General features: G+C 72.1%; 22 protein-coding genes and 1 pseudogene. 13 read left to right on the top strand and 10 right to left on the bottom strand.

Annotated features, from left to right (window positions below; translation table 11 throughout):
• Positions 1-148: 148 nt before the first annotated feature.
• On the bottom strand, positions 149-757 hold the full coding sequence (locus AB0F15_RS41690) for an MmpS family transport accessory protein (protein WP_360282844.1): 609 nt from the start codon (positions 755-757) through the stop codon (positions 149-151).
• A 168-nt stretch (positions 758-925) separates the two neighbouring features.
• On the opposite strand from AB0F15_RS41690, the gene AB0F15_RS41685 reads away from it, so the two are divergent.
• Both AB0F15_RS41685 and AB0F15_RS41680 read left to right on the top strand, forming a co-directional pair.
• Positions 926-2125: a histidine kinase gene (locus AB0F15_RS41685; RefSeq protein ID WP_360282842.1), complete on the top strand. Its 1200-nt coding sequence runs from the start codon at positions 926-928 to the stop codon at positions 2123-2125.
• Positions 2126-2134: 9 nt separating this feature from the next.
• A complete protein-coding gene (locus tag AB0F15_RS41680) occupies positions 2135-2794 on the top strand; it encodes a response regulator transcription factor (RefSeq protein ID WP_360282840.1) in 660 nt (219 codons plus the stop codon).
• A 15-nt stretch (positions 2795-2809) separates the two neighbouring features.
• On the opposite strand, the gene AB0F15_RS41675 is transcribed toward AB0F15_RS41680, so the two are convergent.
• From AB0F15_RS41675 to AB0F15_RS41665, 3 genes are all read right to left on the bottom strand, one after another.
• A complete protein-coding gene (locus AB0F15_RS41675) occupies positions 2810-4087 on the bottom strand; it encodes an MFS transporter (RefSeq protein ID WP_360282838.1) in 1278 nt (425 codons plus the stop codon).
• A gap of 82 nt (positions 4088-4169) precedes the next feature.
• Entirely contained in the window at positions 4170-4676 is a 507-nt protein-coding gene (locus AB0F15_RS41670) for a flavodoxin domain-containing protein (protein WP_360282836.1), read from the bottom strand.
• An 89-nt stretch (positions 4677-4765) separates the two neighbouring features.
• Entirely contained in the window at positions 4766-5899 is a 1134-nt protein-coding gene (locus AB0F15_RS41665) for a nitric oxide synthase oxygenase (protein ID WP_360282846.1), read from the bottom strand.
• Positions 5900-6349: 450 nt separating this feature from the next.
• On the opposite strand from AB0F15_RS41665, the gene AB0F15_RS41660 reads away from it, so the two are divergent.
• Together AB0F15_RS41660 and AB0F15_RS41655 are read left to right on the top strand one after the other, a co-directional pair.
• A complete protein-coding gene (locus tag AB0F15_RS41660; protein ID WP_360282834.1) occupies positions 6350-7372 on the top strand; it encodes a GTP-binding protein in 1023 nt (340 codons plus the stop codon).
• A gap of 68 nt (positions 7373-7440) precedes the next feature.
• Positions 7441-7701, top strand: a complete 261-nt coding sequence (locus tag AB0F15_RS41655) for a hypothetical protein (RefSeq protein ID WP_360282832.1) — start codon at positions 7441-7443, stop codon at positions 7699-7701.
• Positions 7702-7706: 5 nt separating this feature from the next.
• Here AB0F15_RS41655 and AB0F15_RS41650 read toward each other — a convergent pair whose 3' ends face one another.
• Complete coding sequence (locus AB0F15_RS41650) at positions 7707-8267, bottom strand: TetR/AcrR family transcriptional regulator (protein ID WP_360282830.1); 561 nt, start codon at positions 8265-8267, stop codon at positions 7707-7709.
• 91 nt (positions 8268-8358) lie between these two features.
• Between AB0F15_RS41650 and AB0F15_RS41645 the strand changes: the two genes are divergently transcribed.
• Positions 8359-9504, top strand: a complete 1146-nt coding sequence (locus AB0F15_RS41645; RefSeq protein ID WP_360282828.1) for an MFS transporter — start codon at positions 8359-8361, stop codon at positions 9502-9504.
• Between the two features lie 5 nt (positions 9505-9509).
• On the opposite strand, the gene ligD is transcribed toward AB0F15_RS41645, so the two are convergent.
• Together ligD and AB0F15_RS41635 are read right to left on the bottom strand one after the other, a co-directional pair.
• Entirely contained in the window at positions 9510-10514 is a 1005-nt protein-coding gene (gene ligD / locus AB0F15_RS41640; protein WP_360282826.1) for a non-homologous end-joining DNA ligase, read from the bottom strand.
• Complete coding sequence (locus AB0F15_RS41635; protein ID WP_360282824.1) at positions 10511-11590, bottom strand: ATP-dependent DNA ligase; 1080 nt, start codon at positions 11588-11590, stop codon at positions 10511-10513. Before AB0F15_RS41635 ends, ligD begins: the two co-directional genes overlap by 4 nt.
• 54 nt (positions 11591-11644) lie before the next feature.
• Here AB0F15_RS41635 and AB0F15_RS41630 point away from each other — a divergent pair, with 54 nt between their 5' ends.
• Both AB0F15_RS41630 and AB0F15_RS41625 read left to right on the top strand, forming a co-directional pair.
• Entirely contained in the window at positions 11645-12154 is a 510-nt protein-coding gene (locus AB0F15_RS41630; protein ID WP_360282822.1) for a DinB family protein, read from the top strand.
• Entirely contained in the window at positions 12154-13077 is a 924-nt protein-coding gene (locus AB0F15_RS41625) for a squalene cyclase (RefSeq protein ID WP_360282820.1), read from the top strand. The genes AB0F15_RS41630 and AB0F15_RS41625 overlap by 1 nt, the downstream gene beginning before the upstream one ends.
• Here the strand turns inward: AB0F15_RS41625 and AB0F15_RS41620 are convergent.
• Positions 13074-14234, bottom strand: a complete 1161-nt coding sequence (locus AB0F15_RS41620; RefSeq protein ID WP_360282818.1) for a DUF1015 family protein — start codon at positions 14232-14234, stop codon at positions 13074-13076. The genes AB0F15_RS41625 and AB0F15_RS41620 overlap by 4 nt on opposite strands.
• A 121-nt stretch (positions 14235-14355) precedes the next feature.
• Between AB0F15_RS41620 and AB0F15_RS41615 the strand changes: the two genes are divergently transcribed.
• The 3 genes from AB0F15_RS41615 to AB0F15_RS41605 all read left to right on the top strand — a co-directional run bounded on the left by AB0F15_RS41615 (position 14356) and on the right by AB0F15_RS41605 (position 18217).
• Positions 14356-15867, top strand: a complete 1512-nt coding sequence (locus AB0F15_RS41615; protein WP_360282816.1) for an MDR family MFS transporter — start codon at positions 14356-14358, stop codon at positions 15865-15867.
• Between the two features lie 261 nt (positions 15868-16128).
• On the top strand, positions 16129-17346 hold the full coding sequence (locus tag AB0F15_RS41610) for a hypothetical protein (RefSeq protein WP_360282814.1): 1218 nt from the start codon (positions 16129-16131) through the stop codon (positions 17344-17346).
• Between the two features lie 70 nt (positions 17347-17416).
• Positions 17417-18217, top strand: a complete 801-nt coding sequence (locus AB0F15_RS41605) for a hypothetical protein (RefSeq protein ID WP_360282812.1) — start codon at positions 17417-17419, stop codon at positions 18215-18217.
• A 3-nt stretch (positions 18218-18220) separates the two neighbouring features.
• Here AB0F15_RS41605 and AB0F15_RS41600 read toward each other — a convergent pair whose 3' ends face one another.
• Positions 18221-19102, bottom strand: coding sequence for a TIGR03854 family LLM class F420-dependent oxidoreductase (locus tag AB0F15_RS41600; protein WP_360282810.1), 882 nt, complete (start codon positions 19100-19102; stop codon positions 18221-18223).
• A gap of 53 nt (positions 19103-19155) precedes the next feature.
• Entirely contained in the window at positions 19156-19593 is a 438-nt protein-coding gene (locus AB0F15_RS41595) for a MarR family transcriptional regulator (protein WP_360282808.1), read from the bottom strand.
• A gap of 70 nt (positions 19594-19663) precedes the next feature.
• Between AB0F15_RS41595 and AB0F15_RS41590 the strand changes: the two genes are divergently transcribed.
• The 3 genes and pseudogenes from AB0F15_RS41590 to AB0F15_RS41580 all read left to right on the top strand — a co-directional run.
• A complete protein-coding gene (locus AB0F15_RS41590) occupies positions 19664-20056 on the top strand; it encodes a DUF5313 domain-containing protein (protein ID WP_360282806.1) in 393 nt (130 codons plus the stop codon).
• 32 nt (positions 20057-20088) lie between these two features.
• A complete protein-coding gene (locus tag AB0F15_RS41585) occupies positions 20089-21099 on the top strand; it encodes an RluA family pseudouridine synthase (protein WP_360282804.1) in 1011 nt (336 codons plus the stop codon).
• Between the two features lie 579 nt (positions 21100-21678).
• Positions 21679-21917 (top strand): annotated as a pseudogene (locus AB0F15_RS41580) (hypothetical protein); the annotation flags it as partial.

Genomic DNA, 21917 nt, shown 5'->3' with positions numbered 1-21917 from the left:
CCCCGCTGGGGCCGGGCGGCGCCGGGCCCCTGCCCCCCCCACGTGGCGGCCCGCCGCTCCGTCCCCCCCCCGGGGGGGCCCCCCCCCCCCGGCGCGACCCCCCCCCCCGCCGGGCCACCCGGCCCCCTCGCCCGGGTGGCCCGGTGGTTCAGAAGCCGGTGCAGCTGGCGACGGCCCCGGGTCCGGCCGCCGTCGCGGTCTTGGCCTGCTTGCCGTCGACGACGACCTTGCAGCTGACCGAGCCGCCGTCCGGCCCCGCGGTCGCGGTGAACTGCGCCCCGGCGAGGAACCCGGTGGCTTCGACGGTCTTGGTCCACGGCACCGGGGCCGACGCCTCGGTGTTGATCAGGATCGTGTTCCGGTCGAAGGTGCTGTAGTCGATGTCGGCGGCCTTCGCGTCCCCGCTCACTTCGTAGGTGATGGTGTGGTGCTGGGTCGCCTGCTCGTTCACGTCGCTGACCACCTTGCCGATCACCACCACCCACAGGATGCTCACGACCAGGCCGAGCAGCGACACGACCACGCCGGCGATCGAGAGGCCCTTGTTGGTCGCCTTCCCGGCTCGGACTCTGGCCACGCCGACCGCCGAGAGGATCAGGCCGAGCACGGCCAGCGGCCAGGCGACCACCCCGGCGATCGGGATCGGCGCGATCACCAGCCCGATCAGGCCGAGAACGAACCCGGCCGTGCCCAGGCCGTTGCGCGGCGGCGCCGCCTGCGGAGCCGCGTGCTGCTGGAGCGGGGTGTAGTCGGTCATCGGGGTTCCTTTCACCTCTGCTTGACAGCGAGAAGGAAACCAGCGGCGCGGGTCCGCCCGCGTCGTCCGCAAGCCTCGACCGCGTACGACGAAAGTCGTCACCGGCCGCGGGGTGAACGAGCGGAACGGCTGATGGTGGCGCGGTGACCACCTCGTACGCTGACCCCCATGGGACGGTCCGTGCTGCGTGTGGTGTGCACCGTGCTGGCGGTCGCCACCAGCCTGGTGACGGGCATCGTGAACGTGGCACTGGAGATCAGCCTGCCCGGGACCGACGATCTGCACGTGACGGCCGCGGCGGTGTTCGGCTGGCTGCTCGGGATCGGCGCGTCGATCCTGCTGGTCTGGCGGTGGCGCTGGCCCCTGGTGGTGACGGGTGTCGCGGTGGTGCCGCCGTTGCTGCTGGTGGCCGACTCGCTGGCCGCGTTGATCGCCCTCGCCGCGCTCGTGAGCCGCTTCACCGGCTGGTGGCGCTGGAGCGCGGCGGCGCTCGTGTTCGCCGCGACCGGGCTGGCGGTGTGGCGCGACGCGGGCCGGTACCAGGACATGTCGCTGGCCGAGACCTGGATCTCGACCGAGACGATCGGGGCCAAGCTGATCGGTGTCGTCGTCACCGCGGCGGTCTACACGGCGGTTCCGCTCACCTTGGGGATCGTCCGGTACAGCCTCACCGAGAAGCGGCGCCTGGCCGCCGAAGAGGCCGCCCTGCGCGACCAGGTCGCGCGCCGGGAGGAGCAGGCCCGGATCGCCCGCGAGATGCACGACGTCCTCGGGCACCGGCTGTCGCTGCTTTCCCTGCAGGCGGGCGCCCTGGAGGTCACCGCCACCGCCACGCCGGACGCGGCGGAGGCGGCCAAGACCGTGCGGACCACCGCCCGGCAGTCCCTCGACGACCTGCGCCAGGTGATCGGCGTGCTGCGGGGTTCCGGATTCGCCGACCGGGCGTCCGACGGGGTCGCGGAACCACCCCAGCCGACGCTGGCGGACCTCCACGACCTGATCACCGGCGCTCGCCAGGCCGGTCTGGTGGTCGACGTGACGATCCTGCTCGACCAGGCGTCGACGGCTCCGGCCCCGCTCGGCACGGCGGCGTACCGGATCCTCCAGGAGGCGCTGACCAACGTGCTGCGCCACGCACCGGGGGCGCCGGCGGCGGTGCTGGTCCGCGGCGGTCCGGGTGCCGGGCTGTCCGTCGAGGTGTTCAACCCGCTGCCGCCGCACCCGGTGCCGTCACCGGGGTCGGGCACCGGGCTCACCGGCGTCAACGAGCGGACCACCCTGCTCGGCGGCGCCCTCACGGCCGGCCCGGTCGACGAGCGGACGTTCGCGTTGCGGGTCTGGCTGCCGTGGGTGCCGACGGCGCCCTAGCATGGGCGGGTGACCGTGCGCGTACTGCTCGTCGACGATGACCCGCTGGTCCGCACCGGGTTGTCCATGATCCTGGGCAGTGCGCCCGACCTGACGGTGGTCGCGGAGGCGGGCGACGGCGACGAAGCGGTCCAGCAGGTCGCGCGGCACGCGCCGGACGTGGTGATCATGGACATCCGGATGCGCCGGATGAACGGCCTCGTCGCGACGGCGGCGGTGCTGGCTCAGCCCCGGCCGCCGAAGGTGCTGATCCTGACGACGTTCGACCTCGACGAGTACGTGTACGAAGCGCTCGCGGCCGGCGCGAGCGGCTTCCTGCTCAAGGAGGGCTCGCCGCAGGAGATCATCGAGGGCGTCCGGGTGGTGGCGAACGGCGACGCGATGCTGTCACCGCGCACGACCAAGCAGCTGATCGGCCAGTTCGTGGCGGCGCGCGCCAACCCGCGGCGCACCGTGGCCCAGACGAAACTGGAGCGGCTCAGCGACCGCGAGCGCCAGATCGTCACGGCGGTCGCGCAGGGCAAGCCGAACGCGCAGATCGCGGCCGAGCTGTTCCTCAGCGAAGCGACGGTGAAGACGCACATCACGCGCACGTTCGCGAAACTGGACGTGAGCAACCGGGTGCAGCTGACGATCTTCGCCTACGAAGCCGTGCTCGTCACCCCGTGAGCTCCGGCCGGTCACTCACTTCGAGGCCGCCGGCGCCGTCGCCACCGCGGACTCGCCGAACCTGATCCCCCTGGCCTCCTTGCCGATCGCCGTCAGCACCGCCACCGCGATCAGCCCCGGCACCACCGTCCACACCAGAGCCGACGTGTACCCGTGGGACTCCGCGATCGCCTGCTGGATCGGCAGGTTCAGCGCCGCCAGGAGGTTGCCCAGCTGGTAGGTCACACCCGGGTAGAAGCCGCGGATCGCGTCCGGGGACATCTCCGTCAGGTGCGCCGGGATCACGCCCCACGCGCCCTGGACCATGATCTGCATCAGGAACGAGCCCAGTGCCAGCATGCCGGCGCCGTGGTCGACCGCGAAGATGGGGATCACCGGGAGGCCGAGCACCGCCGCCGTCACGATGGTCCGGCGGCGGCCGAGCCGTTCGGACAGCGTGCCGAACGTCAGGCCGCCGATGATGGCGCCGATGTTGTACAGCACCGCGATCCACGTGCTCGTCGCCGCGCTCAGGCCGGCGCCGCCGTTCTCGTGGGCCTTCAGGAAGCTCGGGTAGACGTCCTGGGTGCCGTGGCTCATCCAGTTGAACGCCGTCATCAGCAGGATCAGGTAGCCGAAGCGGCGGATCACCTTCGGGTTCAGCAGGATGTCCTTGACCGACGTCCGCGTCACCTTCAGCTTCTCCCGCGCGGCTTCCCACACCTCCGACTCGCGGACCCGGGCCCGGATCAGCAGGCTGATCAGCGCCGGGAAGATGCTCAGCACGAAGATCCAGCGCCACTGCAGGCCGAGCGCCGAATGGAACAGCAGGTACGCCAGGGCCGCCAGCAGGTAGCCGATCGAATAGCCGACCTGCAGCAGGCCCGAAAAGAACCCGCGGCGCGCCACCGGGATCTTCTCCATCGCCAGCGCCGCACCCAGCCCCCACTCGCCGCCCATGCCGATGCCGTAGACGAACCGCAGCAGGAGCAGCACGGTGTAGTTCGGGGCGAACGCGCACAGCAGCCCGGCCGCCGAGTACAGCAGGACGTCGGTCATCAGCGGGATCCGGCGGCCGACCCGGTCGGCCCACAGGCCGAACAGGAGCGCCCCGACCGGGCGCATCACCAGCGTCGCCGTCGTGATGAACGCCAGCTGCGTGGCCGTCGCGCCGAACGACTTGTCCTTCGCGATGTCCGCGAGGACGAAGACGACGAGGAAGTAGTCGAACGAGTCCATGCTCCAGCCGAGCAGCGCCGCGAGGAACGCGTTGCGCTGGTCGGAGGTAAGCGCTTTCTTAGCCGGCCGATCCATCACGTTCGCCCCATTCCGTCGGTTTCCCACCGGAATACCTCAGGCACGGTCTAGCATCCACCGCCCCGGGTGGGCAAGAGTTTCAGAGTGCGACGCGGGTGCGGACCCGGCGGCCGACGTCCCGGGCCCAGGCCTTGATCCGGTCCCAGTCGCGGAAGTCGCCGGCGCGCCGGCCGGACGCCATCAGCTTCGGGATCAGGCCGTGCACGGTGGCCGGGTCCAGCCGGCCGCCGAAGGTGACCGTGCGCTCCGCGTCGATGCGCGCGGCCAGCAGCGCCACGTTCGCCGGCAGGCTGACCTGGTGCGTGGCCGCGCCGGGGCCGCACGGTCCGCTGTGGAAGAGCCACACCGGACGCTCGGCGAGCGCCCGGGCGTTGCGTTCCAGCAACCGGACGGCCTCCGGCCGCCACCGGTGGTAGTACAGGGCACTGCCGACGACGACCGCGGCGTAGCCTTCGACGCGCGCCACGTCGGCGGCGTCGCGCACGTCGACGGTCAGGCCCGTTCCGCCGAGTTCGGCGGCGATCACCTCGGCGATCTGCCGGGTTCCGCCGTGACGCCCGGCGTAGGCGACGAGAACTGCGGTCATGCGTCCCATTGTCGGCCCTCGCGGGCCGGACTGCCCCGCAGACCGCACACGATCCGCCGAACGGGCGCTTCCACGCTGCTCTCCGTGTCTCACGGCGGCGGCAGGAACGCCGGCCGCTGCGCGGGATCCGGTTCGTCGTAATAGCGGTGGAACACCGCGGTTTGCCCGCCGGACAACGGCGGCACGATCCAGCTCCACTCCGCCGGGCACCGGCGGCCGGCCCGCTCCTCGCGCTCCAGGTGGGACAGGAACCGGTGCGACTCGGTGTGGTGGTCGGCCAGCGTGACGCCGGCGGCGTCGAAGGAATGCTGCACCGCCAGCGTCAGTTCCACCAGCGCCCGGTCGCGCCACAGCGTGCGCTCCGAGGCGGTGTCCAGGCCCATCAGCTCGGCGACGACCGGAAGCAGGTCGTAGCGCTGCCCGTCGGCGAGGTTCCGGGCGCCGACCTCGGTGCCGAGGTACCAGCCGTTGAACGGCGCGGCGGGGTAGGTGACGCCGCCGATCTCCAGTGGCATGTTGCTGATCGCCGGCACGGCGTGCCAGCGCAGGCCCAGCCCCGCGAACCAGCGGTGGTCGGGATGGGTCAGCGGGACCTCCAGGACGGCGTCCGTGGGGAGCGTGAACAGCCGTGGCTCGCCGGGTACGGCCTCGATCAGCAGGGGCAGGACGTCGAAGGACCCTCTCCGCTCCGGTGGCCGCCAGCCGAGTCCCCGCACCTGCTCGGTGAACTCGGCGTACCGCGGATCGCCGAGGACCGAGCCGTCCTCGAAGCGGTACCCCGCGTAGCGGATGAGCTGCTCGTTGTGGATGCGTGGCCCCGGCGCGTCCGGGGTGTCCGGCGCGAAGACGGTGATCGTCGGGCGGATCCGCCCGCTCCGGGTGGCCTGGCGCAGGTGCCCGACGCACTCGCCGGCGATCGCGGCCGGGTCGGTGACCCGGCGCCGGTCCCGGATCCGCAGGCTGCGCCAGTACAGCCGGCCGATGCAGCGCGCGGAGTTGCGCCACGCGACGCGCGCTCCGTACGCCAGCTCGGCCGGGGTGTGCCGGTAGGTGCCGGTTTCCGCGATTTCCGCGCGGACCTCGGCCAGCCGGGTCTCGAACCGCTCGCCCTCTTCCGCGGCACCTTCGGCGAACATCCGGTCCAGGAATTCCTCCGCTTCCGCGGAATTGACGCTCTGCTCCTCCGAGACGCGCTGGTGATAAAGCGGCAGCGGCGGCGTCACCCGCTCGGGCGTAACCGTCACGACGTTACCCCACTCTCCGAAATCGTGCGTTGCATCCCGCCGAAAAGGTTCACCGTTCCTCCGTGGTCACCGACGACAGTGCGAGCCGGAAGCCCCAACCACCCTGGGAACTCCGGCCAGGCCGGGGAGGATACCCCACGTTCCGCGAGGCGGGATCCGCCAGTCGTGAACGACGTCCCGGCGGCTCCGGAATTCCGCCGAATCAGCAGGAAGCCGGAAAAACTATCTGCTACCAAGCGTTATTCGGACATGGCACAGCGCATTTTGCGTTAATCGATCACTGTGGACGGCAAAATCCGCGTGATCCTTTTCCCGGCGATCGCCTGCGTCTTTTCGTGGGTATTCGCCGAACGGCCTTCACCGGGGGCGCCCGTCCGTGTATGGGCGCCGGGGTTAGAGTCGCGGTGATCGGCAGAGGAAGGACGTTTCGTGAGCCGCCGCATCCCCGTGGTCCTCGTCGCCGGGTTCCTCGGCGCGGGCAAGACGACACTGCTCAACCACCTGCTCGCCAACCGCGAGGGCGCCCGGGTCGGCGTCGTGGTCAACGACTTCGGCCAGGTGAACGTCGACGCGCTCGCCGTCGCCGGCCAGGTCGACACGATGGTCTCGCTCGGCAACGGCTGCCTGTGCTGCGCCGTCGACGCCGGCGGGCTGGACACGATGCTCGGCCGGCTGTCGGGCGCCGAAGCGGGCATCGACGTCATCGTCGTCGAAGCCAGCGGCATCGCCGAGCCGCGCGACCTCATCCGGCTGATGATCGCCAGCGAGAACCCCGACATCCGCTACGGCGGGCTCGCCGAGGTGGTGGACGCCGCCGAGTTCGACGCCGCTCGCGAACGCCACCCCGAACTGGCCGACCACCTGCGGCTGGCCGACCTCGTGGTGCTGAACAAGGCCGACCGGGTGCCCGCCGAGGCGCTCGCGAAGCTCACGGCGACCGTCGAAGAGCTGGCCCCGGGCCGGCCGCTGCTGGTCACCGCGCACGGCCGGGTCGACCCCCGGCTGTTCTTCGACCCCGAGCCCCGCGGCGAGCGGGCCGGCCAGCTGTCGTTCGACGACCTGCGTGCGGACGACGACGACCACTCGCGGCACCTGCACGCCGAGTACCAGACAGTCACGTTCACCGCCGCGACCCCGCTGGCGCCGCGCGCCTTCGTCGAGTTCCTCGAGCGGCGGCCGGCCGGGCTCTACCGGATGAAGGGTCAGGCCGATTTCGGCCCCATCGGCCCGCACTCGCGCTTCCACCTGCACACCGTGGGCGGTTTCGTGCAGCTGGAGCGGTCGGCGTGGCCGGTGGGCACCCCCCGGCGGACCGAGCTGGTGCTGATCGGCGCCGGGATCGACACCGGCGCCGTGCTCGCCGACCTGGACCGCTGCCTGGCCGAAGACCCGGGAACCGTGGACGAACGCGGCCTGCTGCACATCCTCCGCTACCTGCCCGGCGAGGCCTGACCGCGCCGCCACGCCGAAGATCGGCAAATGCGCTTCGGCCCCACCCACCGCGACGGACACTGACGGCCATGACGACCACCGCGGTGAGCGCACCACGCTGGTACCTGGTCGGCGTGCTGCCCGAAGACGTCCCCCTGGCCCACCTGATGACCCGCTCCGGCGACCTCCGCTACCGGCGTTCGGCCTGCGGTGAGCGGGAATCCCGCAGCTGGAAGGCGGTGGACCCGGCCACCTCGGAGGTCACACCGTGCCCGGCGTGCCTCGCGACGCTGTCCGGCGCGGCCGGCGGCGAAGACCGCGGCCAGCTCGCCCTCGATCTGCGGGTCTAGCCGGTCTAGCCGGTCAGGGTCCGCGCGAGCCGCTTCGCCGTGTGGAACGGCTGCGGGCCCTGGGCGACGACCGACGTCACCGCGGCGCCCTCCAGCACCAGCATCAGCTCGTCGGCGAGGGCCTCGGCGCGTTCCGGTTCGCTGTGGCGGAGCTGCGCCCGCAGATAGCTGTGCAGCGCCGTCTTGTGGTGGCGGACGACTTCGCGGACCGGGTCGGCGGGGTCGGGGAATTCCGAGGTCGCGTTGAGGAAGGCGCAGCCGCGGTAGCCGTCGCGGGACAGCCAGGCTTCGTAGGTGTCGAACACCGCCGCCACCCGCTCCCGCGGATCGGCGTGGGCGGCGGTGATCCGGTCGATCTCCTCCTGCCACTGCCGGTCGCGTTCCCGCAGGTACGCGACGACGAGCCCGCTCTTGGACCCGAAGTTGCCGTAGAGGGCCGCCTTCGTCACCCCGGCCTCGGCCGCCACGGTGTCGACGCCCACGGCGTGGATGCCGTCGCGGTAGAACAGCGTCGACGCGGCCTTGAGCACCTTGGCGCCCGCATCTCCGGGACGGGTCCGGCCCACAGCTTCCTCCGAACAGGTCGGTATGGCTTGCTACCTGCGGTAATCCTAACATCACTTGACACCAGACAGACCTGTCTGTTCGCTGGAGGCAATGGCGATACAGACGAGAACGACGGAGAAGTGGTGGTCCACGGCCGCGGCCGGCGCGATCGTGATCGCGCTTTGCTACGGGTTCGCGCGCTACGCGTACGGCCCGTTCGTGCCGCGCTTCAGCGAGACGTTCGGGCTCACCACCGTCGGCGTCGGCGTGCTCGGCGGCCTCTCCACCGCGGGGTACGGCCTCGGGCTGGTGCTCGCCCCGCGAGCGTCCGCGTGGTCGGCGCGCGCCACCGTGGTGCTGGCGGCGGTGTCGGCCACGCTCGGGCTGGGGCTCATGGCACTGGCCCCGCACGTCACGGTGTTCGGCGCCGGGATCGTCGTCGCGGGGGCCGGTGCGGGGCTCGTCTCACCGGGAGTCGCCCAGCTCATCGGCGAAACGGTCGGGGCGCGCAGCCGCGCCCGGGCGCAGACCTGGGCCAACACCGGGACCGGTCTCGGGCTGGCCGCGTCGGCGTTCACTCCCCTGCTGGCCTTCGGCTGGCCGGTGATCTGGGCGGCGTTCGCCGGCTTGGGCCTGGTGGTCACGCTGATCGCCGCGCGGGCGTTGCCGCGGTCGCCCGGACCCACCGGCGTCCCGGCGGCCGCCGGGCCCGTCCGCGGCACGGTTCCGCTCGTGATCAACTCCGTCCTCATCGGGGTGACGAGCGCGCCGTACTGGACGTTTTCCACCTCCCGGCTCGCCGAAGCCGGGCTGAGCCCGGTGGCCGCGACCTGGTGCTGGGGCACGATCGGCGTGGCCGGGCTGCTCGGCGGCCTGGCCGGGCGCGCGGCCGAGCACGCCGGCCTGCGGGTGGTCAACCTCGCGACGTGGACGCTGTCGGCGGCGGGCATCGCGCTCCTGGCACTGCCCCGTCCGGGGGTGCCCGCGGCGCTGCTCTCCAGCGCGCTGTTCGGCAGCACCTACATGGCGTTGACCGGGCTGTGCATCCTCTGGGCCGCGCGCCTGTTCCCCGAGCGGCCGGCCCGCGGCATCACGTGGTCGTTCGCGGGGCTCGGCGCGGGCCAGACCGCGGCGTCACCGCTGGCCGGCGCGCTGGCCGCCGGCCTCGGCTCCGCGGCGGTGTTCGGGCTGACCGCCCTGGTGGCGCTTATCGCGTGGAGCCAGCTCCACCGCCGGCTCGGGCCGCCACCGCCGTGACGCCGTCACGTCTTCTTCGCGCGGCTCGGCGCGACTCGCGGCGGCTCGTTGGGCATCTTCGGGTACACCGGCGGCCACGGCGCGTCCATCAGCCCGTTCGCCATGTCCCGTTCGGACAGCTCCAGCAGGGGCTCGATCGACTGCGGCCGCTCCCCCGCGCCGGCCCACGGATCGCCGCGCTCGGCGACCCGCGCGGGCACCGTGCTCAGCGTCAGCGTGTCCGGCTCGACGGTGTCCAGCTCGTCCCAGCCGATCGGGGTGGACACCTGGCCGCCGACGCGCGGCCGCACGCACCAGGTCCCGAACACCGTCTTGTGCGGGGCGTTCTGGTTGAAGTCGACGAACACGCGCGCGCCGCGTTCTTCCTTCCACCACTGCGCGGTGATCTTCTCCGGGTGACGGCGTTCGAGGGCCCGCGCCAGCGCGACCGCCGCGGCCCGCACCTGGAAGCTGTCCCAGCGCGGCTCGAGCAGCACGTACAGGTGCAGCCCGCGCGAACCCGACGTCTTCAGCTGGCTCTCGATGCCGTGCTCGGCCAGGAACTCCCTGGTCAGCACCGCGGCCTCGCGCAGCTCGTCGAAGCCGATGCCGGGCGACGGGTCGAGGTCGACGCGCAGCTCGTCGGTGACCTCGGGGGTGTCCGTGCGGTACGGCCAGACGTGGAAGCCGAGGCAGCCGAGGTTCACCGCCCAGAGGATGTGGGCCAGGTCCTTGGCGACCAGCGCGTCGCTCGTCGTGCCGTTCGGCGTCGAGACGACCGTGGTGGTCAGCCACGGCGGGGTGCCCTTCGGGACGCGTTTCTGGAACCAGTTCTTGCCGCCCGCGCCGTCCGGGTAGCGCTCCAGCAGCAGTGGGCGCCCGCCGAGCCGGGCCAGCAGCGGCCCGGAGATCGCCCGGTAGTACTCGACCAGGTCGAGCTTCGTCTCGCCGCGTTCCGGGAAGTAGACCTTGTCCGGGCTGCTGATCTTGACCTCGACGCCGTCGACGTCGAGCAGGACCGCGCCGCTCATCGCGCCTCCCCGAACAGCTTCGCGAGCTCGGCGGGCGGTGCCTCGTCGAGCTGGGCGTACGTGCACGACTCCGGCGTGCGGTCGGGCCGGAACCGGACCAGCCGCCCGCCGTGGCGGAACCGGCCGCCCTGCAGGTGCTCGTAGCGCACCTCGGCCACCCATTCCGGGCGCAGCGGCTCCCACGAGAGATCCTTCTGCGGGGCCCACCGGCTGTTCGCGCCCGGCTGGCGACCGGGCTCGGGCTCGTATTCGGCCCAGGAGCGCCACGGGTGGTTCTCGAGCGCGTTCTCCCGCAGCGGCGCCAGTTCTTCGACCAGCTCGGCCCGCCGCGCCTTGGTGAAACTGCTGGCCACCCCGACGTGGTGCAGGACGCCGGCGTCGTCGAACAGCCCGAGCAGCAGCGAGCCGACGCCGGCGCCGTCCTTGTGCCAGCGGAACCCGGTGACGACGCAGTCGGCCGTGCGTTCGTGCTTGACCTTCAGCATGGTGCGCTTGTCCTGCTCGTACGGCAGGTCGCCGGGCTTGGCCATGACGCCGTCGAAGCCCGCACCCTCGAAGCGGGTGAACCAGTCCTCGGCCTGCGCCGGATCGTCGCTCAGCGGGGTCAGGTGGACGCGCTGCAGCCCTTCGGCCGCGGTGCGCAAGATGCTTTCGAGCTGCTTGCGGCGCTCCCGGAAGGGCTCCTCGGTGAGGTCGGTGTCGCCCAGGGCGAGCAGGTCGAAGGCGATGAAGCTGGCCGGCGTCTCCTCGGCGAGCTTCCGCACGCGCGAAGCGGCGGGGTGCAGCCGCAGCTGCAGCACCTCGAAGTCCAGACCCGCGGGGGTGACCAGCACGATCTCGCCGTCGACGACGCAGCGGGGCGGCAGCGCGGCGGCCAGCAGCTCCACCAGCTCCGGGAAGTAGCGGGTCAGCGGGCGGTCGTTGCGCGAGCCGAGCTCGATCTCGTCGCCGTCGCGGAACACCACGCAGCGGAAGCCGTCCCACTTGGGCTCGTACAGCAGCCCCGGGTCACGAGGCACCTCGTGCACGGCTTTCGCGAGCATCGGCCGCACCGGCGGCATCACGGGCAAGTCCACGCGGCGATCGTAATTGACCCCACCGACATTTCCGGGCGTGATAGACACTGTCGCGTGACCACCGAACGCCCGGAACCGCCCCTGACCGGGGACGAGCGCGAAATGCTGCGCACGTTCCTCGACTTCCACCGCGCCACCCTCGCCATGAAGTGCGACGGACTGTCCGACGAGGACCTCCGCCGGGCGTCGAGCCCGCCGTCGACGCTTTCGCTGCTCGGCCTGGTCCGGCACATGGCCGAGGTCGAGCGCACCTGGTTCCGGCGGGTGATCGCGGCCGAGGACGTCCCGATGGTGTGGTCGGCCGTCGAAAACGACTTCCAGGCCGCCTACGACGCGAGCACCTCGACCCGGTCGGAAGCCTTCGCGGGGTGGCAGGCCGAGGTCGAGCAGGCGCGCAAGATCGAAGAAGCGGCCGAGTCCCTGGACGTGACCGGCTACCAGGCGCGCTGGGGCGAGGACGTCTCGCTGCGGCTGGTGATGCTGCACATGATCCACGAGTACGCCCGGCACAACGGCCACGCCGACTTCCTGCGGGAGGCCATCGACGGGGTCACGGGAGCCTGATGGACCTGCTTGCCTGGCTGCGCGACTCCGACCCGGCCCTGCGCTGGCAGGTGGAGCGCGACCTGGCGGGCGAGCCGCCGGAAGTCTGGGAAGCGACCCGGGCGCGGATCACGTCCGAGGGGTTCGGCGCCCGCCTGCTGGCGGCGCAGGACCCCGACGGCCGGTGGGCGGGCGGCGCGTTCTTCCCCGCCGGCTACCGCGGCGACGAGGACCAGCCGTGGACGGCGACGACGTGGACGTTGAACGCCCTCCGGGAATGGGGCCTCGACGCCGCCGTCCTGCACGGCACGGCCGAGCTGCTCGCCCGGCACGCCCGCTGGGAGTACGACGACCTGCCGTACTGGGGCGGCGAAGTCGACTGCTGCATCAACGGCTGGACCCTCGCCAACGGGGTGTGGCTCGGCGCGGACGTCGCCGGGATCGCCGGGTGGTTCGTCGAGCACCGGATGCCCGACGGCGGCTGGAACTGCGCGTGGGTCGAGGGCTCGGCGCGCTCGTCGGTCCACTCGACGCTCAACGCGCTCAAGGGCCTGCTCGCGCACGAAACCGCGACGGGTGGCACCGCGGTGTCCCGGGCGGCACGCCGTTCCGGGGAGGAATACCTGCTGGAGCGCGGGCTGTTCCGGCGCCGTTCCACGGGACAGCCGATCGGACCGTGGGTCCGCGAGTTCGGTTACCCGTTCCGCTGGCGCTACGACGTGCTCAACGCGGCGTCCTACTTCCGCGACGCCGGCCGGCCGGATGAGCGGCTGGCCGACGCGATCGCCCTGATCCGCGCGGCCCGGCAGCCCGACGGGACGTGGCTGCAGCAGCGGACGGATTCCGGCCGGGTGTGGTGCGCGGTGGACGTCCCGGCCGGGCAGCCGTCGAAGTGGCTGACGCTGTTCGCCACCCGGGTGCTGAACTGGTGGGACGCCCGCTAAAGCTCCGCCAGCACGAGGCCGCTGCGCGGCTTCGGCGTGAAGTACGTGGCCTTCCGCGGCATCCGGCGGCCGGCCGCGTGCACGGCCAGGACGTCGGCGTAGCTCACCGGAGCCAGCAGGACCACCGCGTCCGCGTCCGGCGGCAGCGGGCGCCCGGCGGGGAGCGGCCGGACGCACGGTCCGTCGGGGTCGATGCCGAGGGCACCGGCGAACAGGACCTGCTCGACGACCTCGTGGTCGATCACCGGCCGGGGTCCGCCCGGCTGCGGCAGCGGCACCCTCAGCACGGCCGCACCGGCGCGCACGACGGCCTCGCCGGTGACCGGCACGGCGTGCTCGTCGTACCGGACGTCCAGGCCGGCCGCGCACCAGCTCCTCACCAGGTCTTCCGGGCCGAGGCCGGTGCCGGTGAGGACGCGGTGGATCGCGCCGATCCGCAGGTCCGGGCCCGCGGTGACCAGCGCGAGCAGCGCGCCGTGCCCGGCCGCCGCGGCGGCGGCCACCCGGTGGTTGCCGTCGGCGACCAGCAGGTCCGTGCCGGCGACCGCGGCCAGCAGCCGGCTCTGCAGGGCCCCGGTGGGCACCAGCCACAGGTCGTGCCGCCGCCCAGCCGCGTCCGAAGTGGACAGATCGGGCAGGCCGAGGCCGGCGCAGGCCTGTTCGACCTGCTCGGTCAGCTCCGGGCCGCCGGTGGCCGGGACGAGCAGTGCCGCACTGGTCGCGCAGCCGAGCCCGGCGAGCACGGCGGCCCGTTCGGCCACGACCTCGGGGTAGACGTCCTCGGTGTGGCGGACGCGCGCGGCGCCGTCGTCGGCCACCGCCGCCGGGTCGACCAGGCAGAGCAGGCCGAGCGCCACCCCGTCCGGGCCCTCGATCCGGTACGGCGCGACGATGTCGTGGACCGGCCGGTAGAAGCGCTTGCGGAGCCGTTCGAGCACGGCGCGGCCGACCGGGACGGCGGCGGGCAGGCCGAGCCCGCGCGCCAGTGCCGCGGGGGTGCGGGCGGGGTGCTGCACGGCCAGGAGGCTGTCCGCGGCGCCGGGCGCGGCCAGCGCCGCGATCACGCGGTCGGGCTCGGCGAACTCGTCGACGTCGGGGCCGGGGACCGCGTCGCGGACCACCCAGCCCCGCCCGATCGGCCGGATCCAGTCGCTCATCCTGACCATCTTGCGCCACCGGGGCCCGGAAATTCGCTGCGGCCGGCCCCGCCCGGATGGAATGCTTAGGACTGCAAAGCAGTTGACCCCGGTCATGACCGTCCCGAGGAGCACCCCGCCGATGACGACGTCCGCCGCCACGAGGGGGGTCGGCTTCCGGTCGGAGCGCGGCCCGGTCCTGATCGCGGTCATGCTCAGCACGGCGCTCGTCGCGCTGGACAGCACGATCATCGCGACCGCCGTGCCGTCGGTGGTGCGCGACCTCGGCGGGTTCGCGCAGTTCCCGTGGCTGTTCTCGATCTACCTGCTCACCCAGGCGGTCACCGTCCCGCTCTACGGCAAGTTCGCCGACGTGCTCGGCCGCCGCCCGGTGATGTTCTTCGGCATCGCGGCGTTCCTGGTCGGCTCGGTGCTCTGCGGCGCCGCGTGGAGCATGCCGGTGCTGATCGCCGCCCGCGCCGTGCAGGGCATCGGGGCGGGTGCGATCCAGCCGATGTCGATGACCGTGATCGGCGACCTGTACACGGTCGAGGAACGCGCCCGGGTGCAGGGTTACGTGGCCAGTGTCTGGGGCGCGGCTTCGGTGGTCGGCCCGACGCTCGGCGGGGTGTTCGCCGAGTACCTGGACTGGCGCTGGATCTTCTTCGTCAACCTGCCGCTGGGCGCGATCGCCGCCCTGATGCTGTTCCGCAACTTCGCCGAGCGCGTGGAGCGCAAGCCGCGCAAGGTCGACTACCCGGGCGCGGCGCTGCTCACCGTCGGCTGTTCGCTGATCATCCTCGGGCTGCTGGAAGGCGGCGTCGCGTGGGCGTGGGGCTCACTGCCGAGCGTGGCGATCTTCGTCGCGGGCGTGCTGCTGCTGGCGGCGTTCGTGCTGGTGGAGAAGCGTGCGGCCGAGCCGGTGCTGCCGCTGTGGGTGTTCACCCGCCGGGTCCTGGTGGGCGGCAACCTGGTGGCGGTCGTGGTCGGCGCGGTCCTGATGGGACTGACGTCGTACCTGCCGACGTACGCGCAAGGGGTGCTCGGCGCGGGCGCGCTGGTGGCCGGGTTCGCGGTGGCGGCGCTGACGGTCGGCTGGCCGGTTTCGGCGGCCCTGGCGGGCAAGATCTACCTGCGCATCGGCTTCCGCGACACGGCGTTGATCGGCAGCGTGTTCATCATCGCGGGCGGCGTCCTGGTGACGCTGCTGGATGCCGGTTCGTCGCTCTGGGCGGCGGCGTTCGCGGCGTTCGTCCTCGGCCTGGGCCTGGGTCTCGCAGCCAGCCCGACGCTGGTGGCGATCCAGTCGGTGGTCGGCTGGGACCGCCGCGGCGTGGTGACGGCGACGAACCTGTTCAGCCGGTCCTTGGGCAGCGCGGTGGGGGCGGCGGTGTTCGGGGCGATCGCCAACGCGACGCTGGCGTCGAGGTTCGCTCACCCGCCTGCGGAGGTGGCGGGGCGCCTGCCGGCTTCGGTGGACGCGACGAGCCTGGTACTGGGTGGCCACGCGGACGATTCCCCGGCGACGACGTTCGTCCGCGGCGCGCTGGCGGATGCGACGCACTCGGTGTTCTTGGGGTTGCTGGTGGTGGCCGTCCTGTCGGTGGGAGCGTTGCTGCTGATGCCGAGGAAGACGGAACCACTGGAGTTCTGAGGGCTTTCTCCGGCTTCTCGATGTGCTGAGAGGCGAATTGCGGTAAACAGTCGGCCAAGCGGCGTTCAGGCAGGTCGCGAAGTGCCGCACGCCACCTGCCCTGTGGCATATTGCCAGCATGCCGGCTGAGCGACGGGAGATCATCCGTATCGAAAACGGCACTGTGCTTCTCGAAGTCCTTGCTGACCACAGACCGTTCCCCCGCACGTCCCCGGGAGCCGGCGCCCTCGGCCACGCCGCACGCCGTCCGGGGCGGCCCCGATGAACGACGGAGTACCCGACCGGCACTGGGCGACGCGGATCGGCCGGTCCGTGCTGGTTCTCGCCCCGCACATCGTCGCGCTCGCCAGGCTCGACGACCTCCTTCCGCTCATCGAGGCCGATCACCGGATGCTGCGGGTGTACGCCGTGCCGGACAGCGGTGAAGACCGGCCCGACGCCGCCGAGTTCATCCGGGCCCGGGGCGAGGTCCTCCTTTCCATGCGGCAGGCCCGCCGGGAAACCCACGGGCTGGTTCTCGCCGGGAGCACTCGCGGTATCGACGACGTGCTCGGGCCGGTGCTCCTGGTTCCGCACGGTGGCGCGCTGGGGCAGTACCGCCCCTGGCGCACGGCCGCGGACGGCGAGCTCGTCACGGGCCTCCACCCCGCGCAGCTGCTGCGGGGCGGGCAGGTCCGGCCCGACCGGATCGTGCTCACCCACGACCGCGAACTGGACCTGCTCGAGCGCGTCTGCCCGCAGGCCCTGCCGCACGCCGTCGTCGCCGGGGACATCGCCTTCGACCGGCTCGTCGCGAGCGCTCCCTGCCGCGAGCACTACCGGCGGGCCCTCGGGGTCACGGACGACCGGAAAATCCTGCTGGTCCCGGTGACCTGGTCCCCCCGGTCCGGCTTCGGCAGCGACCCGGACCTCTTCCGGCACGTCGTCGACGCGGCGCCGCGCGACTTCCTGGTGGTCGCTTCCCTGCACCCGCAGATCTGGTCGCAGCACGGCACCGGCCAGGTACTCGGCTGGCTCTCGGACGCCATGGAAGCCGGGCTGCGCGTCCTGGCTCCCCGGACCGACTGGCGCGGCGCGGTCGCCGCCGCCGACTACGTGCTGGGCGACTACACCTCGGTCAGCGCGTTCGCGGCCGGGTTCGGCCGCCCGGTCCTGCGGATTCCTCACGAGCCTCAGCCGCTTTTGCCGGGCGGCCCCACCGCGGTGCTGGCCGACCACACCCCGCTGTGGAACCGGGAACGACCCCTTCTCCCGCAGCTGGACGCCGCCACGGAAGCACAGAGCCGCGGACTCGGCCCCCGCATCGCCGGTCTGCTGACCGCCCGCCCCGGGCAAGCCGGAAAGATCCTCCGGAAGACCATGTACGAGCTGCTCGGCCTGACCGAACCCGCCCGAGCGGTCCTCGTCTCCCCGGCCTCACTCCCTCACCTGGTCCCCCGGCCGGTGACCTCGCCGGCCGGAAGCCGGTCGCCCGGGTGACGGACCGCCGGACGGCGCCACCGCCGGTCCGTCAGAATCGAAGAGCCACCAGCGACCGGGAAGGCCGACCTTGTCCGTCGACGACGTGCTCGCCGAACTCCCGCCGTACCGCGCCCTGCTGGTGGTCGACACCAAGGGCTTCGGCAGCAATCCCGACGCCACCCAGGCGATGCTCTCCGCCGCGATCCCGGACGTCCTTTCCCAGGCCTTCGAGCGCGCCGGGCTGCGGGAGGTCTGGGAAACCGCCCTGTTCCCGCACGGGACCGGCGACGGCTACGGGCTCGGCTTCGACCCGCGTTTCCTGCCCGCGGTGGTGACCAGGTTCTTCGACGAGCTGCAGACCGTGCTCGCCGAGCGCGACGCGCGCCTGCGGTCGGCCGCGCGGTCGGCCCGCCTGCGGATGCGGGCCAGCCTGAACGTCGGCCCGATCCTCGAACCGGCTCCGGGCACGGCTTCGGCGGCCGCCATCGGCAGTGCCGTGATCACCACCCACCGGCTGCTCGACGCCGCCCCGGTGCGCGCGGTGCTGGAGCGCTCGGATCCGGACCAGACGTTCCTCGCGGTGGCGTTGTCCCAGCGTGTCTTCGAAGACGTGCTGGCGAGCGAATACGCGAAGCTGCCTTCGACGAAAGTCGTCCCGGCGGACGTCGAGATCAAGGAATACCGCGGCACGATCTACCTGTACATCCCGAATCCGAGCGGAGACCTGCTGCGCACCGGCGTGGGCGGCGGCTACGCGGAGGAGCTGGCCGCGGCCAAGGCCACGATCGTGCCGCCGGCGCCGGGCAGCACGACGAACGTCATCAGCGGACCGGTGAGCGGCACCGCGTTCCAGATCGGCCAGGTGCACGGTGACCTGCACCACGGGTGACGCCTAGTTCTGCAGCGGCACCAGTTCGGCCTGGAACTTTTCCAGGAACCCGGCGAAATCCCCGTGCGCGGGCCGGATCACGAACTTCGACAGCCCGGCCTCGATGTGCTGCTCCACCAGCCGCCGCGCCTCGGCCCAGCTCGTCGCCACCAGGTCCGTCACCGGCACACCGGGATTCCGGCGCGCCGCCACCGCCGCGAGCGCGTCCGGGATCCCCTGGTCCGCGACCGCCAGGCTGAGCCCGAAGTGGTCCTCCTCGATCTCGCGCCCCGCTTCCGCCGCGGCCTCCTGGATGGCGATCCGCGCGGCACGTGCCTGGGCGGGTGTGTGGAAGCTGCCCAGCCAGCCGTCCGCGAGGCGCCCCGTGCGGCGCAGGGCGGCCGGCGCCGATCCACCCAGCCAGACGTCCAGGCGTTTCGCCGGGCGCGGGCCGAGGCGGACGCCGTCGACAGCGAAGAACTCGCCGTGGAAGGACACTTCGTCCTCCTCCAGCAGCCGGCGCAGCAGCACGAGGGACTCGTCGAACACCTCGGCGCGGCGGCCCGGGGGCACCGGGAACAGGACGGCTTCCGCCGCGCGGGCCGGGCGGAGGCCGAACACCGGCAGGACCCGCTTGGGCGCGAGCCCGGCCAGCGTGCGCAGCTGCTTCGCCACGAGCACGGGGTGCCGGCCCGGCAGGATCGCGACCCCGGTGCCGACCTTCAGCTTCGACGTCCGCGCCAGCGCGTGCGCCATGCCGATCATCGGGTCGACTTCGGGCGAGTAGACCAGCTCGGACAGCCACAGCGAGTCGACGCCGGCTTCCTCCAGCCGGGGCGCCAGCCCGGCGAACTCCGCCGGCCCGGTGCCGGCCGCGGGGGCGACACCCACCCTGATCTTCAGCACGATTCCTCCCGGAAGGCTCTCCGGGAGCAACGCGCCGGGCGGCGGGGAATTCCTCAGGCCGTCGCGTCGATGACCCGGGTCAGCACGCCGTGCAGGGCTTCCAGCTCCGAGACGTCCATGCCGAGTGTCTCGACGACCTTGTAGGGGATCTTCTCCGCCTCCGCCCGCAGCGCCCGGCCGGCCTCGGTCAGCTCGACCGTCAGCCGGCGTTCGTCCGTCCGGCTGCGGCTGCGCGTGACGTAGCCGAGGGCCTCCAGCCGCTTGAGCAGCGGTGAGAGGGTCGCGGGGTCGTGGCGCAGCGCCGCGCCGAGGTCCTTCACCGAGCGCGGCGAACGCTCCCACAACGCGAGCATCACCAGGTACTGCGGATGGGTCAGGCCGTACGGCTCGAGCAGCGGCCGGTAGATCGCGATCACGCTGCGCGAAGCCACCGACAGCGCGAAGCACACCTGCCGGTCGAGCTTCAGGGGGTCCTCACCCAGGTCGATCATGTTCCGATCCTACTGTGTCGTCGATCGCCCTAATGATTAGCATGCTAAGTATTAGCGTACTATCAACCTCATGGAACGACCGAGTGTGGTTCGCTGGATCGGCTACGCCGTGGGCGTGCGGCTCCCCGAGCGGTACAACGACTGGGCGTTGCACGACGCGACGTCGAAACACTGGCGAGCGCGGTACGTGCTCCAGCGGTCGGTCGGCCTCGTGCCGCTGTGCGCGGTGTGGCTGCTGCTGCCCGGCCCGATCGGGCTGCGGCTCTCCCTGGTCCTGATGGCGGCCCTGGTCGCGTACTTCTACTCGTGCGCGTACATGGAAGAGAGCATCGAGCACCGGCTCGGCAGGCAGGGGTTCCCGCACCACACCGGACGCCGCCTCCGCGCCGAAGCGTCCGAGGCGGCCAACGCCGACGTGACCGCCCGGTACCTCGCGCGCTACCGGACACCGTCGGAGGGGTGACCGGCGGAGGAGTTGGCTAGAGTCGGGGCACGATGAGACGCAAGCTCCGCCCGCCGATCCCGCCCCGCCACGGGCTGGAGCCCGCCCGGCTCAAACTGCCCGTCGACGGCGAGTGGCCGACGCTGCTGGCGCACCTCGTCGACCGGCTGCCGCGGGTCGCGCCGGATCGCATCGAGCAGATGCTGCGCGAAGAACGCATCCACGGCACCGACGGCCCGCTCGGCGTCGACACGCCCTACGCGCCCGGCTCGTTCATCTGGTTCCACCGCGACCTGCCGGACGAGGTGCCGGTGCCGTTCGCGATCGACGTGGTGCACCGCGACGAGCACCTGCTGGTCGTCGACAAGCCGCACTTCCTGGCGACCATCCCGCGCGGGCAGCACATCCTCGAGACGGTGCTCGTGCGGCTGCGGCGCGAGCTCGACCTGCCGCACCTGTCCCCCGCGCACCGGCTCGACCGCGTCACCGCGGGGCTGGTGATGTTCGTGATCACGCCCGAGCTGCGCGGCAAGTACCAGACGCTGTTCCGCGACCGCCGGGTGCACAAGGAGTACGAAGCGATCGCGCCGTACGATCCGGCGCTGGACCTGCCGCGGACCGTCCGGAGCCGGATCGTCAAGGAGCGCGGGGTACTGGCCGCCCAGGAGATCCCGGGCGAACCGAACGCCGAGACCTACGTCGACCTGCTCGAGCACCGCGACGGCTGGGGCCGGTACCGGCTGGTGCCCTCGACCGGCCGGACCCACCAGCTGAGGGTGCACCTGAGCGGCCTCGGCATCCCGATCCTCGGCGACGACTTCTACCCGGTGCTGCGCGAGAAGCCGCTGGGCGACTTCACGAAACCGCTGCAGCTGCTGGCCAAGGTCCTCGACTTCGACGACCCGCTGACCGGCGCGCACCGCCGGTTCACCAGCGAGCGGCGGCTGTCCGCCTGGGACGACCCCGCGGCCTGGGCGGCGGGCGTCCCTTGTGCCAGAACTCGAGGCATCGTTTCCCGAACTGGCGCCTTTCGTGGCCAGATAGGGCCTGAACTGCGTTTTTAGGCCGATTGGGATCGAACCGGGCCGGATGTGTGACGGCCTGGCTCCCTGCCGCTCCTACGCGCATAGGACGACGGGGTCCGGTCCGGGCGGCTGGAAGGCGGACGGGCAATGCGCGCGGGTATAGGCGTGGCCGGCGGCTCCGTCGGCCACGGCGGACGTCGGGTCGCCATACACCAGCGGCGGCTGACCGATCCGCTACCTCCCGGCGGAGCAGACTGTGCTGATTCGCGGCGCGGCACACAGGAAGAAGTTTGGACACTTGCCCTCTCTGCGGCGACAACTGCGCTACCCGAGCCGGGAGATGATCGTCTTCTGCTGCAGTCTGCACGCGAAGTGCAACGCCTGCATGTCCGCTTTCGAGTTGTCGCCGCGTTTTCACTACTCTCTGAGGCACGCCTGCTCGATAACGCGATCCACCGTGACGTGTTGAACTTGTTCTTGACGTACCGAATGGATGCCGACTCGCCTTTGATTCGACGAATCGACCGTACGGAAAAGTAAATTCTATCAATCAGGGAATCTGCCCGACGATCGAAATTCCCCTGCCCGACACGGCGTCCACCAGCCCGCGATCCGCTCATGCACCCGACCCAGCTGATCCATCACCACATCGACCGCCACGCGCCGACTTCGTGCTGGGCGCCGGCGGTGATACCGGCGTGCTGCGGCGCCTTCTCCGAGGTCGCAGTCGCGTTGGCCGGCATTGGCACCGCAGTGGTGCAGTTCCCGGTGGCGAGTCAGCAACGGGAAATCGCGGCCCGCGGGTTCGTCGCGGCGATGGGTGCCCACCTCCCCGCGGAACGGTGCAGCGGCCGCTG

Source organism: Amycolatopsis sp. NPDC026612, from assembly GCF_040638285.1.
Lineage (GTDB): Bacteria > Actinomycetota > Actinomycetes > Mycobacteriales > Pseudonocardiaceae > Amycolatopsis.
Note: the sequence above shows the minus strand (reverse complement) of the source record. Positions and strands in the feature narration are given on the sequence as shown.